Source organism: Microbacterium sp. ZKA21 (assembly GCF_050434165.1).
Taxonomy (GTDB): Bacteria; Actinomycetota; Actinomycetes; order Actinomycetales; family Microbacteriaceae; genus Microbacterium.
The window spans coordinates 37,202-56,737 of record NZ_JBNPVV010000005.1 but is presented as its reverse complement, the minus strand read 5'-3'; the positions used below and the strand labels follow the sequence as shown (position 1 = coordinate 56,737).

General features: G+C 67.8%; 18 protein-coding genes and 4 tRNA genes. 8 read left to right on the top strand and 14 right to left on the bottom strand.

Annotated features, from left to right (window positions below; genetic code table 11):
- The first annotated feature begins 15 nt into the window (after window positions 1-15).
- Window positions 16-867: a pyridoxal kinase PdxY gene (gene pdxY / locus M2317_RS11565; RefSeq protein WP_429460304.1), complete on the top strand. Its 852-nt coding sequence runs from the start codon at window positions 16-18 to the stop codon at window positions 865-867.
- Between the two features lie 3 nt (window positions 868-870).
- On the opposite strand, the gene M2317_RS11560 is transcribed toward pdxY, so the two are convergent.
- From M2317_RS11560 to M2317_RS11535, 6 genes are all read right to left on the bottom strand, one after another.
- Complete coding sequence (locus M2317_RS11560) at window positions 871-1,437, bottom strand: HIT family protein (RefSeq protein WP_429460302.1); 567 nt, start codon at window positions 1,435-1,437, stop codon at window positions 871-873.
- The gene (gene thrS, locus M2317_RS11555) at window positions 1,434-3,446 is read right to left on the bottom strand and encodes a threonine--tRNA ligase (RefSeq protein WP_429460732.1); all 2,013 of its coding nucleotides are present in this window, start codon (window positions 3,444-3,446) and stop codon (window positions 1,434-1,436) included. Before thrS ends, M2317_RS11560 begins: the two co-directional genes overlap by 4 nt.
- A 113-nt stretch (window positions 3,447-3,559) precedes the next feature.
- Window positions 3,560-3,829, bottom strand: a complete 270-nt coding sequence (locus M2317_RS11550) for a hypothetical protein (protein WP_429460300.1) — start codon at window positions 3,827-3,829, stop codon at window positions 3,560-3,562.
- Between the two features lie 292 nt (window positions 3,830-4,121).
- Window positions 4,122-4,193 (bottom strand) — tRNA-Val (locus M2317_RS11545).
- A gap of 27 nt (window positions 4,194-4,220) precedes the next feature.
- Window positions 4,221-4,291 (bottom strand) — tRNA-Cys (locus tag M2317_RS11540).
- 54 nt (window positions 4,292-4,345) lie between these two features.
- Window positions 4,346-4,418, bottom strand: a tRNA-Gly gene (locus tag M2317_RS11535).
- 149 nt (window positions 4,419-4,567) lie between these two features.
- Between M2317_RS11535 and M2317_RS11530 the strand changes: the two genes are divergently transcribed.
- Together M2317_RS11530 and M2317_RS11525 are read left to right on the top strand one after the other, a co-directional pair.
- Window positions 4,568-4,640: transfer RNA gene (locus tag M2317_RS11530), tRNA-Val, on the top strand.
- A gap of 210 nt (window positions 4,641-4,850) precedes the next feature.
- Complete coding sequence (locus M2317_RS11525) at window positions 4,851-4,988, top strand: hypothetical protein (protein ID WP_429460298.1); 138 nt, start codon at window positions 4,851-4,853, stop codon at window positions 4,986-4,988.
- 42 nt (window positions 4,989-5,030) lie between these two features.
- On the opposite strand, the gene M2317_RS11520 is transcribed toward M2317_RS11525, so the two are convergent.
- Window positions 5,031-7,856, bottom strand: a complete 2,826-nt coding sequence (locus M2317_RS11520; RefSeq protein ID WP_429460296.1) for a sugar-binding domain-containing protein — start codon at window positions 7,854-7,856, stop codon at window positions 5,031-5,033.
- A gap of 64 nt (window positions 7,857-7,920) precedes the next feature.
- On the opposite strand from M2317_RS11520, the gene M2317_RS11515 reads away from it, so the two are divergent.
- The 4 genes from M2317_RS11515 to M2317_RS11500 all read left to right on the top strand — a co-directional run bounded on the left by M2317_RS11515 (window position 7,921) and on the right by M2317_RS11500 (window position 13,491).
- Window positions 7,921-8,874, top strand: a complete 954-nt coding sequence (locus M2317_RS11515; protein WP_429460294.1) for an AraC family transcriptional regulator — start codon at window positions 7,921-7,923, stop codon at window positions 8,872-8,874.
- 68 nt (window positions 8,875-8,942) lie between these two features.
- Window positions 8,943-12,254: a DUF5107 domain-containing protein gene (locus M2317_RS11510; RefSeq protein WP_429460292.1), complete on the top strand. Its 3,312-nt coding sequence runs from the start codon at window positions 8,943-8,945 to the stop codon at window positions 12,252-12,254.
- A 78-nt stretch (window positions 12,255-12,332) separates the two neighbouring features.
- A complete protein-coding gene (locus tag M2317_RS11505; protein ID WP_429460290.1) occupies window positions 12,333-12,929 on the top strand; it encodes a DUF4870 domain-containing protein in 597 nt (198 codons plus the stop codon).
- Between the two features lie 76 nt (window positions 12,930-13,005).
- On the top strand, window positions 13,006-13,491 hold the full coding sequence (locus M2317_RS11500) for a DUF1269 domain-containing protein (protein ID WP_429460288.1): 486 nt from the start codon (window positions 13,006-13,008) through the stop codon (window positions 13,489-13,491).
- A gap of 289 nt (window positions 13,492-13,780) precedes the next feature.
- On the opposite strand, the gene M2317_RS11495 is transcribed toward M2317_RS11500, so the two are convergent.
- Genes M2317_RS11495 through M2317_RS11480 form a run of 4 tightly spaced genes read right to left on the bottom strand, consistent with a single transcriptional unit; the run spans window position 13,781 to window position 15,121 of the window.
- Window positions 13,781-14,080, bottom strand: coding sequence for a hypothetical protein (locus tag M2317_RS11495; RefSeq protein ID WP_429460286.1), 300 nt, complete (start codon window positions 14,078-14,080; stop codon window positions 13,781-13,783).
- Window positions 14,081-14,087: 7 nt separating this feature from the next.
- Window positions 14,088-14,396, bottom strand: a complete 309-nt coding sequence (locus tag M2317_RS11490; RefSeq protein ID WP_429460284.1) for a hypothetical protein — start codon at window positions 14,394-14,396, stop codon at window positions 14,088-14,090.
- Window positions 14,389-14,595, bottom strand: coding sequence for a multidrug transporter (locus tag M2317_RS11485; RefSeq protein ID WP_429460282.1), 207 nt, complete (start codon window positions 14,593-14,595; stop codon window positions 14,389-14,391). The genes M2317_RS11490 and M2317_RS11485 overlap by 8 nt, the downstream gene beginning before the upstream one ends.
- Complete coding sequence (locus M2317_RS11480) at window positions 14,588-15,121, bottom strand: SRPBCC family protein (RefSeq protein ID WP_429460280.1); 534 nt, start codon at window positions 15,119-15,121, stop codon at window positions 14,588-14,590. Before M2317_RS11480 ends, M2317_RS11485 begins: the two co-directional genes overlap by 8 nt.
- 240 nt (window positions 15,122-15,361) lie before the next feature.
- Between M2317_RS11480 and M2317_RS11475 the strand changes: the two genes are divergently transcribed.
- On the top strand, window positions 15,362-16,519 hold the full coding sequence (locus tag M2317_RS11475; protein WP_429460278.1) for a DUF1611 domain-containing protein: 1,158 nt from the start codon (window positions 15,362-15,364) through the stop codon (window positions 16,517-16,519).
- Between the two features lie 9 nt (window positions 16,520-16,528).
- On the opposite strand, the gene M2317_RS11470 is transcribed toward M2317_RS11475, so the two are convergent.
- The 3 genes from M2317_RS11470 to zapE form a co-directional block, all read right to left on the bottom strand.
- The gene (locus tag M2317_RS11470) at window positions 16,529-17,074 is read right to left on the bottom strand and encodes a type II toxin-antitoxin system PemK/MazF family toxin (protein WP_429460276.1); all 546 of its coding nucleotides are present in this window, start codon (window positions 17,072-17,074) and stop codon (window positions 16,529-16,531) included.
- 20 nt (window positions 17,075-17,094) lie between these two features.
- Window positions 17,095-18,333 carry an ammonium transporter gene (locus tag M2317_RS11465; RefSeq protein ID WP_429460274.1) on the bottom strand — a complete coding sequence of 413 codons (1,239 nt, stop codon included), beginning with the start codon at window positions 18,331-18,333 and terminating at the stop codon, window positions 17,095-17,097.
- A gap of 134 nt (window positions 18,334-18,467) precedes the next feature.
- Entirely contained in the window at window positions 18,468-19,505 is a 1,038-nt protein-coding gene (gene zapE, locus M2317_RS11460; protein WP_429460272.1) for a cell division protein ZapE, read from the bottom strand.
- Between the last annotated feature and the right edge of the window lie 31 nt (window positions 19,506-19,536).

The following is a 19,536-nucleotide window of genomic DNA, read 5'->3' as shown; positions in this document are numbered from 1 at the left end:
GAAAGAAGCGCACCCATGAAGATCCTGTCGATCCAGTCCGCCGTCGCCTACGGCCACGTCGGCAACTCCGCAGCCGTGTTCCCCCTGCAGCGCATCGGCGTCGATGTGCTGCCGGTCTACACCGTCAACTTCTCCAACCACACCGGCTACGGGGCGTGGCGCGGACCGCTCATCGATCCGGCGGATGTCCGCGACGTCATCACCGGCATCGAGGAGCGCGGCGCGTTCGCTCAGGTGGATGCCGTGCTGAGCGGCTACCAGGGCGGCGAGGGCATCGGCGACGTCATCATCGACGCCGTCGCCCGCGTGAAGACCGCCAATCCGGCGGCCCTGTACGCGTGCGACCCGGTGATGGGCAATGCCAAGAGCGGATGCTTCGTCGCACCGGCCATCCCCGTGCTGCTGCGCGAGAAGGTCGTCCCCGTGGCGGACATCATCACGCCCAATCAGTTCGAGCTCGGCTTCCTCACCGGCACCGAGCCGTCGACCCTGGATTCCACTCTGGCCTCGGTCGACGCGGCGCGTGCGATGGGGCCATCGATCGTGCTCGTGACGAGCGTGGAGCGCCCCGATCGCGAAGAGGGGACGATCGAGATGCTCGCTGTGGATGACAAGGGAGCGTGGCTGGTCGCCACGCCGCACCTGCCGATGAAGGCGAACGGCTCCGGCGACGTGACTGCAGCACTGTTCACCGCGCACTACGTCTCCACGCGCGATGCGAAGCTCGCCCTCGAGCGGACGGTGTCGAGCGTCTTCGACCTGCTGCAGGCGACGCTGGACTCGGGCGAGCGCGAACTGCAGCTCATCGAGTCGCAGGAGTATTACGCGAACCCGCGCATGCAGTTCACGGCGCGTCAGGTACGCTGACCGTCAGTCTTCGGGCCACGCGGCCGCGACGGCGTGCCGCACCTCGCCGAGCAGCTGCGGCAGCGCCTTCGTCTTCGCGATGATCGGGAAGAAGTTCGCGTCGGAGTTCCACCGCGGGACGATGTGCTGGTGCAGGTGCGCGTCGATGCCGGCACCGGCGACGGCGCCCTGATTCATCCCGAGATTGAAGCCGTCGCAGTTCGAGACGTCGCGCAGCACGCGCATCCCGGTCTGCGTCAAAGCACCGATCTCGGCGACCTCCTCCGGCGTCGCCTGATCGTACGTCGCGATGTGCCGATACGGGCAGACGAGCAGGTGTCCCGAGTTGTACGGGAACAGGTTCAGCAGCACGTACGAGGTGCGTCCCCGCGCGACGATGAGGCGCTCCTCGTCGGCATGCTTCGGCGCCTCGCAGAACGGGCACTCCTCGCGCAGCGGTTCCGGTCCCGCTTGGATGTACGCCATCCGGTGCGGGGTCCACAGCCGCTGGAACTCATCCGGGACACCGGCCAGATGCGCGGCGTCCTCGGGGAACACCGCCGCACCGGATGCCGGGTCCTGGCCGGTCACGCCAGATCCCCCGCCTTCAGCACGAGAGAGTGCGCCTCGATCGCCGTGCGGATGCGCGCGACGGCATCCGCCACCGGCACGCCGTTCTCCTGCGTGCCGTCGCGGAAGCGGAACGACACGGTGCCCGCGGCGCTGTCCTGCTCTCCCGCGATGAGGATGAGCGGAACCTTCGCGGTGGTGTGGTTGCGGATCTTCTTCTGCATGCGGTCGTCGGAATGATCGACCTCGGCTCGGACGCCGACGGAGCGCAACTGCGCCACCACGTCCTCGAGGTACCCCGCGTACTGCTCGGCCACGGGGACGGCGACGACCTGGGCGGGCGCGAGCCAGAGCGGGAAATCGCCGGCGTAGTGCTCAAGGAGGATCGCGAAGAACCGCTCGACGGAACCGAGCAGCGCACGGTGGATCATCACCGGACGGTGCTTCTGCCCGTCGGGGCCGGTGTATTCGAGTTCGAACCGCTCCGGCTGGTTGAAGTCCAGCTGGATGGTCGACATCTGCCAGGTGCGGCCGATCGCATCGCGGGCCTGCACGGAGATCTTCGGACCATAGAACGCCGCGCCTCCCGGGTCCGAGACCAGCTCGAGACCGGATGCCTCAGCGACCTCGCGCAGCGTCTCGATCGCCTCGGTCCACTGTTCGGGCTCGCCGAGGAACTTCGGGTTGCCCTCTTCGTTCGTGGACAGCTCGAGGTAGAAGTCGTTCAGACCGTAGTCGCGCAGCAGCTCGAGGACGAGGTTGAGGTTGGTGGTGAGCTCCTCCTTCACCTGATCCTGGGCGACGTAGATGTGCGCGTCGTCCTGGGTCAGTCCGCGCACGCGGGTGAGGCCGGAGAGGGTGCCGCTCTTCTCGTAGCGGTACACGGTGCCGAACTCGGCCAGCCGCAGCGGCAGCTCGCGGTAAGAGCGACCACGCGAGCGGTAGATCAGGTTGTGGAACGGGCAGTTCATGGGCTTCAGGTAGTAGTCCTGGCCCTGACGGGTGACGTTGCCGTCCTCATCGCGCAGCTCGTCGAGATGCATGGGAGGGAACATGCCGTCGGCATAGGTCTGCAGGTGCCCCGACGTCTGGAACAGGTCCTTCTTCGTGATGTGCGGGCTGTTGACCACGTCATAGCCGTTGCGCAGCAGGTGGCGACGCAGGTTCTCTTCGATCTCGTAGCGGATGATGCCGCCCTTGGGGTGGAACACCGCGAGCCCCGAACCGATCTCGTCGGGGAACGAGAACAGGTCCATCTCGGCGCCGAGCTTGCGGTGATCGCGGCGCTCGGCCTCGGCCAGACGCTCCTGGTAGGCCCGGAGTTCGTCCTTCGACGGCCACGCGGTGCCGTAGATGCGCTGCAGCTGCGGGTTCTTCTCGCTTCCGCGCCAGTATGCGGCGGCCACGCGGGTCAGGTCCCAGCCGTTGCCGACCATGCGGGTGCTCGGCACGTGCGGGCCGCGGCAGAGATCCTTCCAGGCGGTCTCGCCGTCGCGGGTGACGTTGTCGTAGATCGTGAGCTCGCCGGCTCCGACCTCCACGGACGCCCCTTCTGCGGCATCCGCTCCGGAACCGGGGCCGCCGGCGAGATCGATCAGTTCGAGTTTGAACGGCTCGTTCGACAGCTCGGCGCGCGCCTCGTCGGCCGAGACGACCCGGCGGGTGAAGCGCTGGCCCTCGCGAACGATGCGCTGCATCTCCTTGGAGATCGCCTTCAGATCCTCCGGCGTGAACGGCGTCTCGGTGCCGAAGTCATAGTAGAAGCCGTCCGTGACGAACGGGCCGATGCCGAGGTTCGCCTCGGGGCGCAGGCGCTGCACGGCCTGTGCGAGCACGTGCGCGGTGGAGTGGCGCAGGATGTTCAGCCCGTCAGGGCTGTCGATCGTGACCGGTTCGACCTCGTCGGCATCCGTCACCGTGGCGGCGAGGTCCTTGAGCGTGCCGTTGACGCGCATCGCGACGACGGATCGGTCGGTGAACAGGGCGAAGCCGTCTTGCGGCTGGGCGTTTTCAGGCACAGAACACTCCATCTGGGTCGGAGTCAAGATTACTCGCCGTATTGACCCTCGCCGTGCGCGACCGTAACGATGGCGCCGGAGGACGCTGCTCACCGACGCTGGAATCCGTGCCCGGGTGCGTGCTCTCAGGCCAATGCGTCGGTGACGCTGTCCATCTCACGGCGACGACGTCGCCAGGCTGTCAGCAGCAGGACCGCCCCCAGCACGCCGAGGCCGATGTTGACGGTGAGATACCGTGCACCGTCGGCGCTGCCCGTCCCGACGACCGAAAGCGACGTCACCGATCCGACGACTGCGAGCAGCAGTGAGAGCACTCCCCCGCCGATCAATGCCGAACGCTCGGTCCTGACCGCATCCGCGGGCATCGCCTCCGCCGCTTCGTCTTCGACCCTCATCGCGACCCGGCGTGGTCCTGCATGCCTCGTCTCGTGCTTCGGACGGCCTGAATCGTCGCCAGCACCGCTCCGACGACCCCGCATCCCAGCAGGACGTATCCGATCATCAATCCTTCGCCGACCATGTCGCTCCCCCTTCGTGGATGTACTCATCCAGCCTTGCGGAGATGTGCGTCGCTGTCTGTAGGCCAAAAGGGGGACGAATCACGGTGCAGTCGCACGCACGCTGCACGCGAGGGACCTGATCGGCCCGGATACACGAAAACCCCGGCATGACCGGGGCTTCTCTGTGTGCGCGATACTGGGATCGAACCAGTGACCTCTTCCGTGTCAGGGAAGCGCGCTACCGCTGCGCCAATCGCGCCCGTTCGGGCTATTCAGTTGTGCAGAGAGGTGGCGACGGGATTCGAACCCGTGTAAACGGCTTTGCAGGCCGGTGCCTAGCCTCTCGGCCACGCCACCAGGAGGTGGATTCGAACCCACATGCCGAAACTCCCGAAGGAGTTCCAGCACTCGAGCGGATGACGAGACTCGAACTCGCGACCCCAACCTTGGCAAGGTTGTGCGCTACCAACTGCGCTACATCCGCGTTGTGTTCCGGCTGACCGGGCACTTGTAAAACAATAGCCGAGGATTTGCGGGACGCCAAACCGAACCAGGATCTCGGGTGTGTCCGCCGAAATGGTCAGGATGCCGCCGCAGCGTCGGGTAGTATCGGTTCTCGACCCCATGGGTCATGGGCGATTGGCGCAGTTGGTAGCGCGCTTCCTTCACACGGAAGAGGTCGTCGGTTCGAGTCCGGCATCGCCCACCGTTTTTCTCCCCTCACCACGCTCTGCCGAGTGACGCACGACCAACGCCTGGCTCCACGCCGGGCTGCTGCTCGGCCAGGACCTCGTCACCACGATCATGCAGCTCGCCTACACCTTCGCCTTCAGCATCTGCATGTATCTCGCGCTGCGGGTGACCGGAACATCATCTGGCCGATCCTTCTCCACGCACCACGGACCCAAGCATCTCCATGCTCGGCCTCGCGTCGGTCGGAGGAACCCTCACCGCAGTCGCCGGTCTCGGCAACATCGCCGTGATCATCGTCGGCCTCCTCGCCATCGCCTTCATCCGCGATCAACGGGCCGCCGCTCCCGCGCCCCGATTCTGAGGCCGACGGCAGCGCATCGCGTAAGCCGAACGCGCATCCGGGTCAGCCCGCAAGCAGGCCGGGGAGATCTTCGGCACGAAGCTCGAGAGCGGGTTCGAAGTCATCGCTCTCGACATAGCGGATAAGGCTGCTGCGGAGTTGACGCGCCACGATCCGCGTGTCGAGGTCTTCGAGGATGTCGAGCGCGCAGAGCAGGAGCCGCCCATCGCCGACACGGGCCTCGAGCACGAGCCCCAGACGGCGCGCGTCGAACCAGCTGTCGATCACCTGGAGGATCGGCTCCCCCGCCGATGCGGGCCCGGTCAGGTGGAACGGCGTCGCGTCGTGCAGGAGTTCCCACCACTGCCAGTTCGTGTGCATGTCCGTGGGGAACGAGCCGAAGGCCGGATGCTGCGGATCGCACAGTATGCCGAGCGTGTGCGGCGGTTGCCCGCCGGTCCAGGACGTGTTCCAGAACACCGGTGAGAAGCCGAACACGACCGGTGAGTCGATGTCGCCGGGTCGCGGCACGAGCACGACAGCGCGTCCTTCTTCGAGCGCCGACGTCGCCTCGTCGAGATCACGCGTGATCAGAGCGTCCGTCTCGGTGGGTTCGACCGATGGATACACCCACAACTCCCAGTCGTTCTCCGCGGTCCGCTCCGCCGAATCGACCGAAACGACCAGCCGCACCTTCTCGGGTCGCTCCACGCCGCCGAGCGCCACTCGGATCACGCCGTACGAGCGCTCGTTGCCGATGTCGACGACGCCGCGATGTACGATGCCGCTCGCGAGCAGGCGGTCGTCCTCCCCCACGAGCCGCCACGAGATCTCGGCATCGACCGCGCGGGAGCCGAAATGCGCGACCTTGATCCCGGCATCCAGTTCCTCATCGGATCGCCAGGCGCGCTTCGGAAGGAGGGCGAGCGGAACCGTCTGCGAGAAGAAGCGCGAGAACTCCGCTCCGGTGACGTATCCCTTCTCCTCCCAGAAGGCATCCAGCACGCCGACGGGGGCCGTGCCCTGCCCGGGGAAGTCGCTCAGGCCGAGCAGCTGGATCCCTCCGAAATTCGCCGTGCGCAGTGCCGACTCGACCTCCTCCTTGTAGCACAGGACCTGGAGTCGACCGCTGGCGTGGAGGAAGTCCTCCGCCTGGCCGAGCATCCCGGAGTCGGCGAGGAAGTCTCGGGCGATCTCGAAGTTCCTGGCCTTCATCAGGCCGGTGTACTTCTCGATCTCGGCCATTCGCGGGTACGCGCACCACTGGCCCGCCTCATGCGTGACGATCGGGCGGGGCGTGCGCTGGACCCAGTCCGAGTAGTCCGTCATGGTCTCGGGCGGACGAGCGTTGATGCGCGACCCGATGCCGTCGCCCCAGGCCTGGATGCGCGGTTCGGGAATGCAGTCGTAGTCACTGACATCGAGCTGGGGCCAGCCACCGGAGGTCGTGTACAGGCGCCGCTGGTCCCGCTGTTTCCAGTGCGTCACCCATTGTGCGAGGAAGGGGGCATCCGGGCCCTGGAACGGCTCGTTCCCGTGCGCCATGAGCAGGAAAGACGGATGATTCCCGTACTCCTGCACGAGTCGCCAGGACTCCTCGTAGACGTACGCATCGACGTCGCGCCCCTGCCCGATCGCCGCACCCTGATTCGCCCAGATCGGCGCCTCGACCTGCAGATACACGCCGGCACGGTCCGCGGCGACGAACGCCGCTTCAGGTGGGCACCAGGAGTGGAAGCGCACATGATTCAGACCGAATCCGACACAGGCGGCGAACACGCGCTCCCAGTGCGCGACGTCCATGGGCGGATACCCGGTCAGCGGGAACACGCAGCATTCCAGCGTGCCGCGGAGGAACACCGCCCGGCCGTTGACGGTGATGCGCGTACCGGACGCCTCGACGACACGCAGCCCGAACTCGGTTCGCCGGCTGTCCTTCGACCAGGCGCCTGCGGTGGAGACGAGTTCGGCCGTGAGTTCGTAGCGGAACGGGTCGAACTCGTCCCAGAGCCGGGCGTGCTCGCCGAGCGCGTACTCGACGTCGATGCGTGCCGCCGTCGTGCCCCGTCCGCGGGTGAACCTCTCCGCATCGATGGAGACGACCGTGGTCAGCGGTGGCGGAGCCGGGACGCTCGGATCATCCAAGGGGCGTGCCTGCAGCGTCAGTTCGCCGGTCGCCCCGTCCAAGGAGTCCGCCGTCACGGTCGTGAACACCCGGATGCAGCGCCGCTCGACGTCCGGATGCACCTCCAGCGGTCCGAGGCGCAGCGACGCGATCGGCGTCAGCCGGATGCCGCCGATGATGCCGTTCCAGCCTCCCTGGGTGTGGTCCGAGACGCTGTGCGCATTCGTGCCGACGTCCACGATCATCGAGTTGTCGACCCGGATCGTGAGCGTGTGGGTGCCCGTGGTCGGCGCGGGGATGACGAATCTGTGCGGCACGGACAGGCTCCGATCAGACCCGATGCGCACCCCGTCGACCCATACCGTCGACTCCCAGTGGACGCGCTCGAGTTCGAGTTCGAGGTCGCGTCCGGCCTGCTCGTCATCGACGGTGATCGACCGCTGGTACCAGACCCACCCCACGAAGACGAGGTCCGGCTGGAGCCAGAGCGGGATGCTGAAGTCCGCCGCATCGCGATAGCGGGCGTAGCGGCCGTCCGTGTAGAACTCGTGATCGAGGACTCCGCCGACCCATGCCGTCTCCACGTTCGGGCGGTCGCCGATGCCCTGCAGCTGCGCCGAGCCGGGCAGGCGGATCTCGGTCGCCGCCGGCCACGGCGCTCCTGGTCGATACCAGCCGTCGCGCTCGCCGACCCGGTCGAGATCCGCTCGGGCGATCCATGTTCCGCTCAGGTCCATCGCCAGGGGTGTGCTCGAGGAGTTCATGCGACCGATCCTGCCCGGGGGCGATCGACCGGGGAATGAACGCCGTCGTGCATAACATGGACGAATGGCCACACCACAGTCGCCGCTGACGTCGGTGCAGGCGCTCGCCCCCGACGTCGTCGACGCCCCGCAGCGCTTCCGCGGCGAACGGTTCCTCGTCGTGCCGCGCGGCGAAGCACGCGCAGTACTGGACGGCCCCGCCTCCCCCGGGGTCGCCGTGACGGACTGCGGCTACTTCCCGCACGCGGACCGGCACTTCCGAGTGCGCAACGCCGCGATCTCGGAACTCATCGTGATCGCGTGCCAGAACGGCACGGGGTGGTACGACACGGGCTCGGGTCCCGCGCCGATCGTGCCAGGACAGATCCTGCTCGTCCCGCCAGGACAGATCCACGCGTACGGCGCATCGGCGGACGACCCGTGGACGGTGTGGTGGGTCCACGTCGCCGGCGTCGCTCTGTCGGAGTTCCTGTCACGACATGGCGTGGCGGGGGCGGAGCCCGTGCGGACGCCATCGAGCTTCTTCCAGATCACGGCGCTGATCGCCCAGATCGTGACAACCCTCGAGGTCGACATGACCGAGATCAGCCAGTTGCGCGCGGCCGGGACGGCCTGGCACCTGCTCACGACGATCGTGACCGACAAGCCGGTGGCGAAGGGCATGGACCAGGTCCTCGACGATGCCGCCGCCGCGATACGGACCCGTGTGCAGGACAAGGCATCGACAGAGGACTTCGCGGCGGCTGCGAATGTGAGCGTGTCGCACTTCGCCGCGCAGTTCCGCCGCCGTTTCGGCGTCTCGGTCGGCACCTACCAGCGTCAGATCCGCATGGCGAGGGCACGCGAGCTGTTCGACCTCGGAACCGGCACGGTCGGCGAAGTCGCCCGTGAGGTCGGCTACGACGATCCGCTCTACTTCAGCCGGCAGTTCACCCGAACGCACGGCGTCTCGCCGCGCGCCTACAAGGACGGCGACCGAGGCGCGCCCGTGGCACGGCATCCCGATCCGTCGGCGTGACGAATCGTCCATGTTTTGTCCCGTCGCAGGCATTCCGAGCGCTCCGCAGGTTCCGTACCGTCGATGAGATGAGCACGCCCGCCCACGAATCCCGCATCGTCCTCCCTCCGACGCCGTCGGCCATCGCTGGCCGACCGGTCGCGGCATGGGAGCAGCCCGTCGTGATCGACTCCTATCTGCCCGATGCCCCCGATCGCTTCCCCGCGTTCCTCGAGACGCGCGTCTACCAGGGTTCCTCTGGGAAGGTGTTCCCGCTTCCGTTCCACGAACGGATCGCTCCCGAGAAGCGGCCGCACAGCTGGCGGGCCGTGCATCTGGAGAACCGCTGGGTGCGCCTGATGATCCTTCCCGAACTGGGCGGGCGCATCCACATCGCCTACGACAAGATCGGCGAACGCGACATCTTCTACCGCAACAACGTGATCAAGCCGGCGCTCGTCGGCCTCGCCGGCCCGTGGATCTCGGGCGGCGTGGAATTCAACTGGCCGCAGCATCACCGGCCGGCGACGTTCCTGCCCACGGATGTCTCGATCGAGGAGGAGCCCGACGGGTCCGTGACGGTCTGGTGCTCCGACCACGACCCCTTCGCGCGGATGAAGGGAATGCACGGCATCCGCCTGCGACCGGACAGTTCCCGGATCGAGGCCCGCGTCCGGCTGTTCAACCGCTCGGAGACCGAGCAGACGTTCCTCTGGTGGGCGAACGTTGCCGCGGCGGTGGACGACGACTACCAGTCGTTCTTCCCTCGCGACGTCCATCACGTGGCCGATCACGCCAGACGGGCCGTCGTGGCATTCCCCGACGCCGACTCGAGCTACTACGACATCGACTATCCGGCGCGGGTCAGCCCGCAGAACCCGGATGCCGCGCGGTTGGACTGGTATCGCAACATCCCCGTGCCGACCTCGTACATGGTCACGTCCACTCGCGACGAGTTCTTCGGCGGGTACGACCACGGTCGCAGAGCAGGCTTCGTGCACTGGGCGGACCGAACCGTCTCGCCCGGGAAGAAGCAGTGGACGTGGGGCAACTCCCCGTTCGGATGGGCATGGGATCGCAACCTGACCGACACCGACGGCCCCTACGTCGAGCTCATGGCGGGTGTCTACACCGACAACCAGCCCGACTTCGCCTACCTCTCCCCCGGCGAGACCAAGACCTTCACGCAGTACTGGTATCCGATCCGCGGTATCGGACCCGCCACGCAGGCAAGCGCCGAGCTCGCCGCGAGCCTGTCGGTAGGCGACGACACGATCGTGATCGGCCTGCACGCCGCGGAGACCCTGAAGGACGCGGTCGTCACGGTGGCGGGCGCCGACGGCACGGAAGTCCATCACGAGATGCTCACCCTCACGCCCGATTCACCCGCGTTCATCGAGATCCCCGACGCGTCGCCTGCCGATCCCGCCTCCCTGCGGTTGACAGTCGTCGACGGGCGGGCACGCCGGCTCCTCACGATCGAGCCGGATGGCGATCTCGCATCCGCCGAGCCTGCGGCAGCCGTCGCCCCGCCATCCGCCCATCAGGTCAGCACCGTCGATGAGCTCGTCCAGATCGCGACGTACCTCGATCAGTACCGTCACGCGACGCGGTCCTCCGAACCGTATTGGCGGCGCGTCCTCGACATCGACCCCGGTGAATCCCGTGCGACGGCCGCGCTCGGGCGGCTCGCGTACCGCAACGCGCAGTACGACAGGGCCGCGGAGCTGCTGGAGCGCAGCGTCGATCGCCGCACGGCGTGGGCGCCGACCCCGGCATCCGGAGACGCCCACTACGCGCTCGGGCTGGCGCTGCTGCGCCTCGGCCGCGAGCGCGAAGCGCGGGATGCGCTGTCACGGGCGTCATGGGATGCCGCATACGCGACGGCGGCGCGCTGCGTCCTCGCGAGGCGATCGCTCGCGGCCAACGACGACGCCCGCGCCGTCGACATCCTGCGTTCGACCGTGTCCACCGATCCGGACCATCTCCAGGCCCGTGATCTGCTCGTCCTCGCCCTCAGACGAACCGGACAGGATGCCGAGGCCGCACACGTTCTGGACGGGACCCTCGCGCGGGACCCGCTCGACGCATGGGCGCGTGACCTGAACGGAGACGCTCCCTCGACGGATGCCACGATCATCCTCGATGTCGCGCTCGAGTACGCCGCGGCCGGCTTCTCCGCCGACGCGCTGCGCCTGCTCGACGCGGCGGACACGACCCTGGCCGCCCGCCCGATCGGCCAGGTGAACGTCGGGCCGCTGGTTTCGTACCACCGTGCCGCCCTTCTCCGAGCGGCCGGTGATGAGGCCGGCGCACGACGCGCCGCCTCCGTCGCGGCGACGCGGGACAGCACGAACGCGCTCCCCTCCCGGCTCGACGACGTGGACGCCCTGATCACCGCACGGGCGGCCGACCCCACCGACGCCACCGCCGCGGCGCTGCTCGGACACTGGTACTACGATCGCCGCCGCTACGATGACGCCATCGACGCCTGGTACGACGCGCTCGCGGCCGCACCGAGCGCATCGCTCGAATCGATCCTCGAACGCAACCTCGGCATCGCGTCCTACAACATCCTCCGTGATCACGCCGCCGCACAGCAGCACTACTCGCGTGCGCTGGCGGCGAGTCCGGACGAGCCGAAGCTGTGGTTCGAGTCCGACCAGCTCGATGCGCGCACCGGCGGCACGCCCGAAGCGCGGCTGGCCCGTCTGGAGGCCAGACCCGACATCGTCGCCCAGCGGGATGATCTGACGGTCGTCTACGCGCGTCTGCTCGCCGAATGCGGGCGGGCGGACGAGGCGACCGGCATCCTGAGCCGACGGACATTCCAACCGTGGGAGGGCGGCGAAGGACTGGTCCTCGCGGCGTGGGATCGAGCAGCCTTCGCACGCTCCGCCGCCGCTGAGGCCGCAGGCGATGCACCGGGCGCCATCCGAATCCTGGAGGAAGCGCTCTCGCCACCGCAGAACCTCGGCGAGGGGCGGCATCCCCTCGCCAATACGTCCGAGCTCCACCTCCGGCTCGGTGATGCGTGGGCCACCGCCGGTGACCAGGAACGAGCGGTTCGGCACTGGCGGTTCGCCGCGGCATCCGTCTCCGACTTCGCGCGAATGTCCGAGACTCCGTTCAGTGCGCAGACGATCTTCGCTGCGGTGGCGATGCGCAGACTCGGCCGCGGAGACGAATCCACGGAACTGGAGCGCGCCCTCGCGACATGGACCGAGGCGTACGCGTCGAGCGAGGCCGTGATCGACTACTTCGCAACGAGCCTGCCGACGATGCTCCTGTTCATCGATCCTCCCTCGGTCGAACGCGATCGCGAGGTGGCGGCCATCCGCACGCAGCTCGCGGCGCTGCGCACGGGGTCCTACGACCACGGACCCATCGCGGTGCGATGAGCGGTCGGACCGAGCTGCGCGCGTGCATGCGAGGATGGTCGCGTCCGAACGCGCACAGAGCGCCGAACAGGGAGCCACATGACCGATCCGCACACACCGGGCGCAGCCCCCGATCCACGCGCGACCACTCCGCCGTATCCGCCATCGGCTCCCGCCCCGCCGGCGCCCGGCTATGCGCAACCGGCACCGGGATACGCACGCCCCGCTCCCGGCTATGCGCAACCGGCACCGGGATACGGCTACCCCGCGCAGAACGTTGGATATCCGGCGCCCGGCTACGGATACCCCGCTCCCCTTCCGAGCGGTCGCAGGTACTGGGCACTGCTTTTCCTGTTCTACATTCCGTGGGCAGGCCTCCTGGTGGCTCCGATCGTCGCGATCGCACAGCTGTCGAGCGCACGCCGTTCGCCGTTCCCCGTCGTTCGGGAGAATGCACGATGGGCGGCCAACTGGGCGCTCAGCTACTTCCTGTACTTCGTCTGCCTGCTCACCCTGCTCATCATCATCGGCGTCTCCACGTCGCGATACGGCGAGCCGTCCGGACTGATCGCCATCCCCGGTGTGCTGCTGATCGGCATCGGAATCTACTGCCTCGTCGAGATGATCATCGGAACCGTCCGCTCCGACCGCGTCGTCCACCGGCCGCCGCTCGCGATCCCGTTCTTCCGCGCTTGACCGCGCGCATCGCCACCACGACGGCTCACGCCGCCATAATGAATCAGGAACGCACACACCCGACGAAGGGACGACCGTGACCACATTCACCGCCTGGAAGTTCGAGACGCTCGAAGGGGGCGAAAACGCGACCGCCATCCTGCGAGACGCCGCGCGCGAGGGCCTCATCAGGATCGAGGACTACGCCGTCATCGAATGGGAACCGGGAGCCGACCGCCCCAAGGTCAAGTACGAGAATCGCGACGAGGCGCGCAGTGCCGGCTGGGGCGCTCTGCTCGGGGTCGTGATCGGCGCGCTGTTCTTCCTTCCGCTCATCGGAGCAGCCGCAGGTGCCGCGATCGGCGTCCTCGCCAAGAAGATGGATGCCGTCGGCATCACCAAGGAACAGCTCGACACGATCGGCAAAGAGGTCGTCCCCGGCACATCCGCGCTGTTCGTCGTCAACCACGACTCGGATCGTGACCGCCTCGCCGAGCGATTCAACGGCCTCGGCGGCACGCTCATCGCCAGCAACCTCGTCTCCGGCGAGGAGGACGAGATCCGCCGCGCGTTCGAAGACTGAGCATACCCAGCACACACGCAGAATCGGCGCCTCCCCCTTCGCTCGGGGGGGCGCCGTTTCGCTCTGGCCGCACGAAGAACCCGCTGCACGATGACTCGCCCTTCCTCCTGCTGCGCGCCGACTGGGCCGAAGACGGTCGACGCACGGCCCACGACGCCGCCCTGAGCGATCCGCGGGTGACGATCCTCGGCACGGGGCTCGACGTCGATCGACGTCGCCTCCTGACGATGCCCTCCTCCGGCGTCGGCATCCAGGGAGCACCCGTCGCGGTGCCCGCTGCGTCGCTGAGTCAGCGGGCGGTGCTGGGGCGTCGTGCAGCGCCCCAGCGAGCGGCCAGGAAGAGGATCGCACCCACCGCGAGCATGATCCCTCCGAGCGCCCAGACGAGGGGGCGCTGCTGAGTGAGCAGGAGAACGCAGGAGCCGATACCGAGAACGGGGACGAACGTCCAGACCCGGAAGTGCGCATGCTCCACGGCGTCCCTGCGCAGCACCAGCACCGAGACGTTCGCGCTGAGGAAGACGAACAGCAGCAGCAGCACGACCGTCTCCGCCAGCGTCGCCAGATCGCCGATCAGTGTGAGCAGCATCGAGGAACTACACGGTGCGGTTGTGGAACGCCCGTTCCGCGAACACCGCCGCTCCGCCGGCTCGCGGGTACTTCGTCACGAGCTCCGCGTACGACCCGGCTGTCAGGAGCGCGAGGAGCAACGCGACGATGAGCGGCGCCCACAGCATCCCTCCCACATCCTGCGACAGGACACCCATGAGGGCGTAAATTCCGGCACCGAGCACATCGCCGAGGATGAAGGCGAACAGCATCGGGCCGGTGATCGCCCGCCGAAGGCCGACGGAGCCGGTGGCCCCGTCAGCGGTGGCGGGGGCCGTGGTGGCCTCTTCAGTCAACGACCTGCTCCTCGTTGTCCGCCGCCGGCATTCCTGGACCGGGGCCCGGCCGCACGTCGGCACCCGGCGCGATATCCACCCGGGTGGCTCCGTCGACCGAGGAGACCACCACCCGCGCATCCGCGTCGGCCTCGGTCGCGTCGGGCGCGCTCGTGAGCTGGTCGCGGCGCTTCTCCTCCCGCGTCATGTCGTCATCCATCCCGGAACCTCCCTGGTGCTCGTCTCGGTGGTCGCTTCCTCGTCCGCCGCCTGCGCCCCCCCTCCGCCAGATAGGCGAGACGGTGCAGCGTCTCGGCGTTGCGCCATCGCAGCAGCGCCGTCGACAGTGCGGCCGGCATCAGCGTCGCCGGCCCGCGCACCGCCTTCTCCTGAATCCGCACCACGCACCCGGCGCCGCGGGGACGTGCTTCGATGAGCACCTCGGCTTCGCCGATGGGCCATCCGCGCGCGCGGAGCACGGCGCGCCGTGGCGGATCCCAGACGAGGCACACAGTCGTGTCGTCGATGAGGAGGGGCCAGACTCCGAACGAATGGTGAAGACGCGCGTCCGGTCCTGGCCAGCCTGCCTCGACGTCGCGCATGCGCGACGCGCCGACGACCCAGGACGGGTAGATCCAGCCGTCGGCGAGGACCGCGAACACATCGTCCACGGTGCATCGCAGTTCACGGACGTTGCGGGCACGGTCCTTGGCCCGCGAAGCCCTGCGTGCACTCGCACCGCTCATCCGTCACTCCCTTCGTCTCCGCAGAAAGTAGATGCGTCGACTCGTGCTGCACAGGGGGTTGCTCTTTCCCGAGCAGCCCAGTACCCCGTTCCTCAAGGCCCCGGGGGGCTCCCAGTCGGCGGTGCTACTGTCGACGAGCCGGCATCTCGTCGGCATCAGGGAAGACTTCTTGTCGACCAACGGGCCGCAACCGGTCATTTCGTTCTCCGTCGCCTCCTCTGTGTGAGCGCGAGGAGACCCATGTCCGCCCTGTCCCATCCCTCTTCCATCGACCCTTCTTCGCACGGCTGGGCCGATCCGATCGCACTTCCCATCGGCGCGACCGCCGTCGTCTACTGCGAAGGGCAGTTCGGCGAGCAGGACGGCAAGACCGCCAACGGGCTCGTCCGTCACTCCGAGAAGTACGACATCCTCAGCATCATCGACAGCCGGCACGCCGGTCATGATGCCGGGGCCGTGCTCGACGGCATCCCGAACGGTGTTCCGATCCTCGGCAGCCTCGCGCAAGCCGTCGCGCACGCCGACCGCGTTCCGGACTACCTGATCTGCGGCGTCGCCCCCGCCGACGGCCTGCTCTCCCCGGAACAGCGCATCGTGCTTCTGGACGGCATCGCCCGTGGGATGCACATCATCAACGGTCTGCACGAGTTCCTGGGCGATGACGCGGAGTTCGCCGCCGCCGCTCTCGTCGCCGGCGTCACCATCACAGACGTGCGCCGACCGCGAGACAAGAAGGACCTGCACCTGTTCTCAGGGCGCATCTTCGACGTCACCTGCCCGCGCATCGCCGTCCTCGGTACGGACGGCGCCATCGGCAAGCGCACGACGTCGACGCTGCTGGTCCAGGCCCTGACCGCCCGCGGCATCCGCGCGGTCATGGTCGGCACCGGACAGACGACGATCATCCAGGGGGGTCGTTACGGCGTCGCGTTGGATGCGCTCGTGCCCCAGTTCTGCTCCGGCGAGGTCGAGAACCAGGTCGTGCTCGCGTTCGAGGGCGAGGATCCGGATGTGATCATCGTCGAGGGGCAGGGCGCGCTCAGCCACCCCGCCTACCTCACCTCGGCCCACATCCTCCGTGGCAGCCGCCCGGCCGGGGTGATCGTGCAGCACGCACCGGGTCGTCGTATGCTCGGCGACTTCCCGATGGTCGCCATGCCGACCGTCGCCAGCGAGGTCGCACTGATCCAGGCGTTCGCCGAGACGAGGGTGATCGGCATCACCGTGAATCACGAGAACCTGACGGACGAACAGCTGGGAACCGCGATCGACGAGATCGAACTGGATCTCGGCATCCCCGCGACGGATCCATTGACCCGGCCGCTGGACGAGCTCGTCGACATGGTGGTTCAGGCGTTCCCGCACCTCGCCGATCGCCGTGTGCCGGCCCAGCGCTGATACCGCGGATCAGTTCGAGCGCCACCCGTAGCGGTGCGCCAGAGCCTGCGCCACGCTCGTGTAGCGCGCGCGATCCAGGATCGCCGCCTCGCGCCGCATGCCCGCGTCGTGCACGCTGTACAGCTCCTCGATGTCGACCCAGGATTCGCGGCCCTCGCGGTCCCAAGCTCCCGACCCGATCGAGAGATAGTCCCGGTGCCCGTCGTGCGGCTTGCTCGTCATGCGGACGGCGTAGACCCGGTCCTCCGATCGGCGCGAGATCACCAGCACAGGTCGATCCTTGCCGCGCCCGTCGTTCTCCTCGTAAGGCACCCAGGTCCAGATGATCTCCCCGGCATCCGGGGCCCCGTCCAGCGCGGGCGAGTACTCGAGCCTCAGCCGATCGATGCGGTGCGGATCGATGCGGACGGTCTGCCGTCCGTTCTCCTGACCGGGAGAGGGCTCGGAGACGGACGTACGTCCCGGTTCCCCTTCAGGAGTCCGGGACGTACGTCCGGTCAAAGCGTTGACGAGCATTCCGGCGATCTGGGCGAAGAGGCTCCTGGTCGAACTCACCCCGTCACCCTATCGGCGGATCAGGCGTCGACGAGCGCGTAGCCCTCCTCGCCGTGGACGACCGAGTCGACGCCCGCGATCTCATCCTCGTTGGTGATCCGGAATCCGACCGTCTTCTCGATCGCGAATCCGATGATGAAGGCGACGATGAACGAGTAGATCAGGACACCGAGGGCGGCGATCGTCTGGACCGCCAGCTGACGGGCGTCGCCTCCGACGAACAGCCCGGTGCCGGTGGCGAAGAAGCCGAGGTACAGGGTGCCGAAGAGGCCGCCGACGAGGTGGATGCCGACGACGTCGAGCGAATCGTCGAACCCGAGACGGAACTTCAGCTCGACCGCGAGTGCGCAGAGGATGCCGGCGAGAGCGCCGAGCAGCAGCGACCAGCCGGGAGTGAGGTTCGCGCAGGCCGGGGTGATCGCGACCAGGCCGGCGACAGCACCCGAGGCTGCGCCGACGGAGGTCGCCTTGCCGTCCTTGATGCGCTCGATGAGGATCCAGCCGAGGATCGCGGCAGCGGTCGCGCCCAGCGTGTTCAGACCGATCAGGCCGACTCCGCCCATGTCCTCGGCGAGCCACTCGGCTCCCGCGTTGAAGCCGAACCAGCCGAACCACAGCAGCGCCGCGCCGAGCAGCGTGAGCGGAACGTTGTGCGGCTTGAGGATGCCCTTCTGGAAGCCGATGCGCTTGCCGAGCACCAGCGCGAGCGCCAGAGCGGCCGCACCCGCGTTGATGTGCACCGCCGTGCCGCCGGCGTAGTCGATGACGGCGATGCCGCTGTCCTCGCCGAACAGCGTGGTGCCGAGGTTCATCACCCAGCCGCCGCCCCAGACCCACGCGGCGATCGGGAAGTAGCCGACCGTGGCGAAGACGCCGGCGAAGATCAGCCAGCTGCCGAACTTCGCTCGGTCGGCGATGGCGCCGGAGATCAGCGCCACGGTGATGATCGCGAAGGTGGCCCCGTACGCGACGCCGATCAGCGCGACGTTCGAGCCCTCACCGGCAGCCAGACCGCCCAGGCCGAAGTCGGCGAACGGGTTGCCCGCGAACGCGGTCGGGGAATCGACGGCGCTCATCGAGAAGCCGTAGAGAATCCACAGCACGGCGACGAGACCGATCGAGCCGAAGCTCATCATCATCATGCTGACGACGCTCTTGGCCTTCACGAGCCCGCCGTAGAAGAAGGCGACGCCTGGCGTCATCAGCAGGACGAGCGCCGTCGCGGTAATACCCCACGAGATGTTGCCGGGAGCATCCATAGGAAAACCTCACATCCGAAGTAATTGAGAGCTTCAGTGTGGCGAGGCCCGATTTCGGAAATGCGTGTGGTTTGTTTCGCCCCGGTTACACCCGGGCTCGGTCTGTGAACATCGCGTTACACGGACCTGCGCGCTCACGCAGAATGCGTGAGCGCGTTGAGCCGGGAGATCGCACGCAGGTACTTCTTGCGGTATCCGCCCGCCAGCATCTCCTCGGAGAAGACCGCATCCAGCGCCCGTCCTGTGGCCGCGATCGGAATCTGGGCGTCGTAGACGCGATCGATGAAGGCGACGAACCGCAGTGCCTCTGACTGGTCCGTCAGCTCGCGCACATCGCGCAGGCCGACCAGGTCGACGCCGTCGATCAGCCGGATGTACCGGGACGGGTGCACGCGTGCCAGGTGCCTGATCAGCTCGTCGAATCCGTCATCGGATGCCGTGCCAGCCGCCACCGCGGCATCCACCCGTGCGTCGTAGGATTCCTCATCCAGGACGATCGCATGGCCGTCGATCGCCCGCTGACGGAAGTCGACTCCATCGATGCGCAGCGTCTGGAAGCTGTCCGACATCTGGTGGATCTCGCGCAGGAAGTCCTGCGCGGCGAACCGTCCCTCGCCCAGAGCGTTCGGCGGCGTGTTCGAGGTCGCCGCGAGGCGCGTGCCGGAGGTGACCAGTTCCCCCAGCAGCCGGGTCATCACCATAGTGTCGCCCGGATCATCCAGCTCGAACTCGTCGATGCAGAGCAGATCCGCCCCGCGGAGCAGATCGACGGTGTTCTTGTAGCCGAGCGCACCGACCAGCGCCGTGTACTCGATGAACGAGCCGAAGTACTTCCTTCGCGCGGGCATGGCGTGATAGATCGACGCCAGCAGATGCGTCTTGCCGACGCCGAACCCGCCGTCCAGATAGAAGCCCGGCTTGAGGTCCGGTTCCTTCGGCGCCCGACGGAAGAAGCCACCGCGCTTGGCCGGTGCAGCGCGACCGGCGAAGCGCTGCAGGAGGTCCTTGGCCTGCTCCTGCGACGGATGCTCCGGGTCCGCCCGATAGCTCTCGAACGTCGCGTCGTCGAACTGCGGCGGCGGCACGAGGCCCGCGAGCATCTCGGGACCCGTGACGACGGGCTGCCGGTCGGAGAGGCGCACGGTGCCGGCGCGAGGCGTCGATTCGGTCATGGGGTCCTGTGTCGCAGTCTTACGGATCGGG

Excerpts from the sequence above, each read along its gene's own strand:
- M2317_RS11485 (WP_429460282.1), bottom strand. The coding sequence starts at position 14,595 with ATGGATGACGACATGACGCGGGAGGAGAAGCGCCGCGACCAGCTCACG.
- M2317_RS11550 (WP_429460300.1), bottom strand. The coding sequence starts at position 3,829 with ATGAGGGTCGAAGACGAAGCGGCGGAGGCGATGCCCGCGGATGCGGTC.
- zapE (WP_429460272.1), bottom strand. The coding sequence starts at position 19,505 with ATGACCGAATCGACGCCTCGCGCCGGCACCGTGCGCCTCTCCGACCGG.
- M2317_RS11465 (WP_429460274.1), bottom strand. The coding sequence starts at position 18,333 with ATGGATGCTCCCGGCAACATCTCGTGGGGTATTACCGCGACGGCGCTC.
- M2317_RS11505 (WP_429460290.1), top strand. The coding sequence starts at position 12,333 with ATGACCGATCCGCACACACCGGGCGCAGCCCCCGATCCACGCGCGACC.
- M2317_RS11525 (WP_429460298.1), top strand. The coding sequence starts at position 4,851 with ATGCTCGGCCTCGCGTCGGTCGGAGGAACCCTCACCGCAGTCGCCGGT.
- M2317_RS11520 (WP_429460296.1), bottom strand. The coding sequence starts at position 7,856 with ATGAACTCCTCGAGCACACCCCTGGCGATGGACCTGAGCGGAACATGG.
- M2317_RS11515 (WP_429460294.1), top strand. The coding sequence starts at position 7,921 with ATGGCCACACCACAGTCGCCGCTGACGTCGGTGCAGGCGCTCGCCCCC.
- M2317_RS11495 (WP_429460286.1), bottom strand. The coding sequence starts at position 14,080 with ATGCTGCTCACACTGATCGGCGATCTGGCGACGCTGGCGGAGACGGTC.
- M2317_RS11480 (WP_429460280.1), bottom strand. The coding sequence starts at position 15,121 with ATGAGCGGTGCGAGTGCACGCAGGGCTTCGCGGGCCAAGGACCGTGCC.
- M2317_RS11475 (WP_429460278.1), top strand. The coding sequence starts at position 15,362 with ATGTCCGCCCTGTCCCATCCCTCTTCCATCGACCCTTCTTCGCACGGC.
- pdxY (WP_429460304.1), top strand. The coding sequence starts at position 16 with ATGAAGATCCTGTCGATCCAGTCCGCCGTCGCCTACGGCCACGTCGGC.
- thrS (WP_429460732.1), bottom strand. The coding sequence starts at position 3,446 with ATGGAGTGTTCTGTGCCTGAAAACGCCCAGCCGCAAGACGGCTTCGCC.
- M2317_RS11510 (WP_429460292.1), top strand. The coding sequence starts at position 8,943 with ATGAGCACGCCCGCCCACGAATCCCGCATCGTCCTCCCTCCGACGCCG.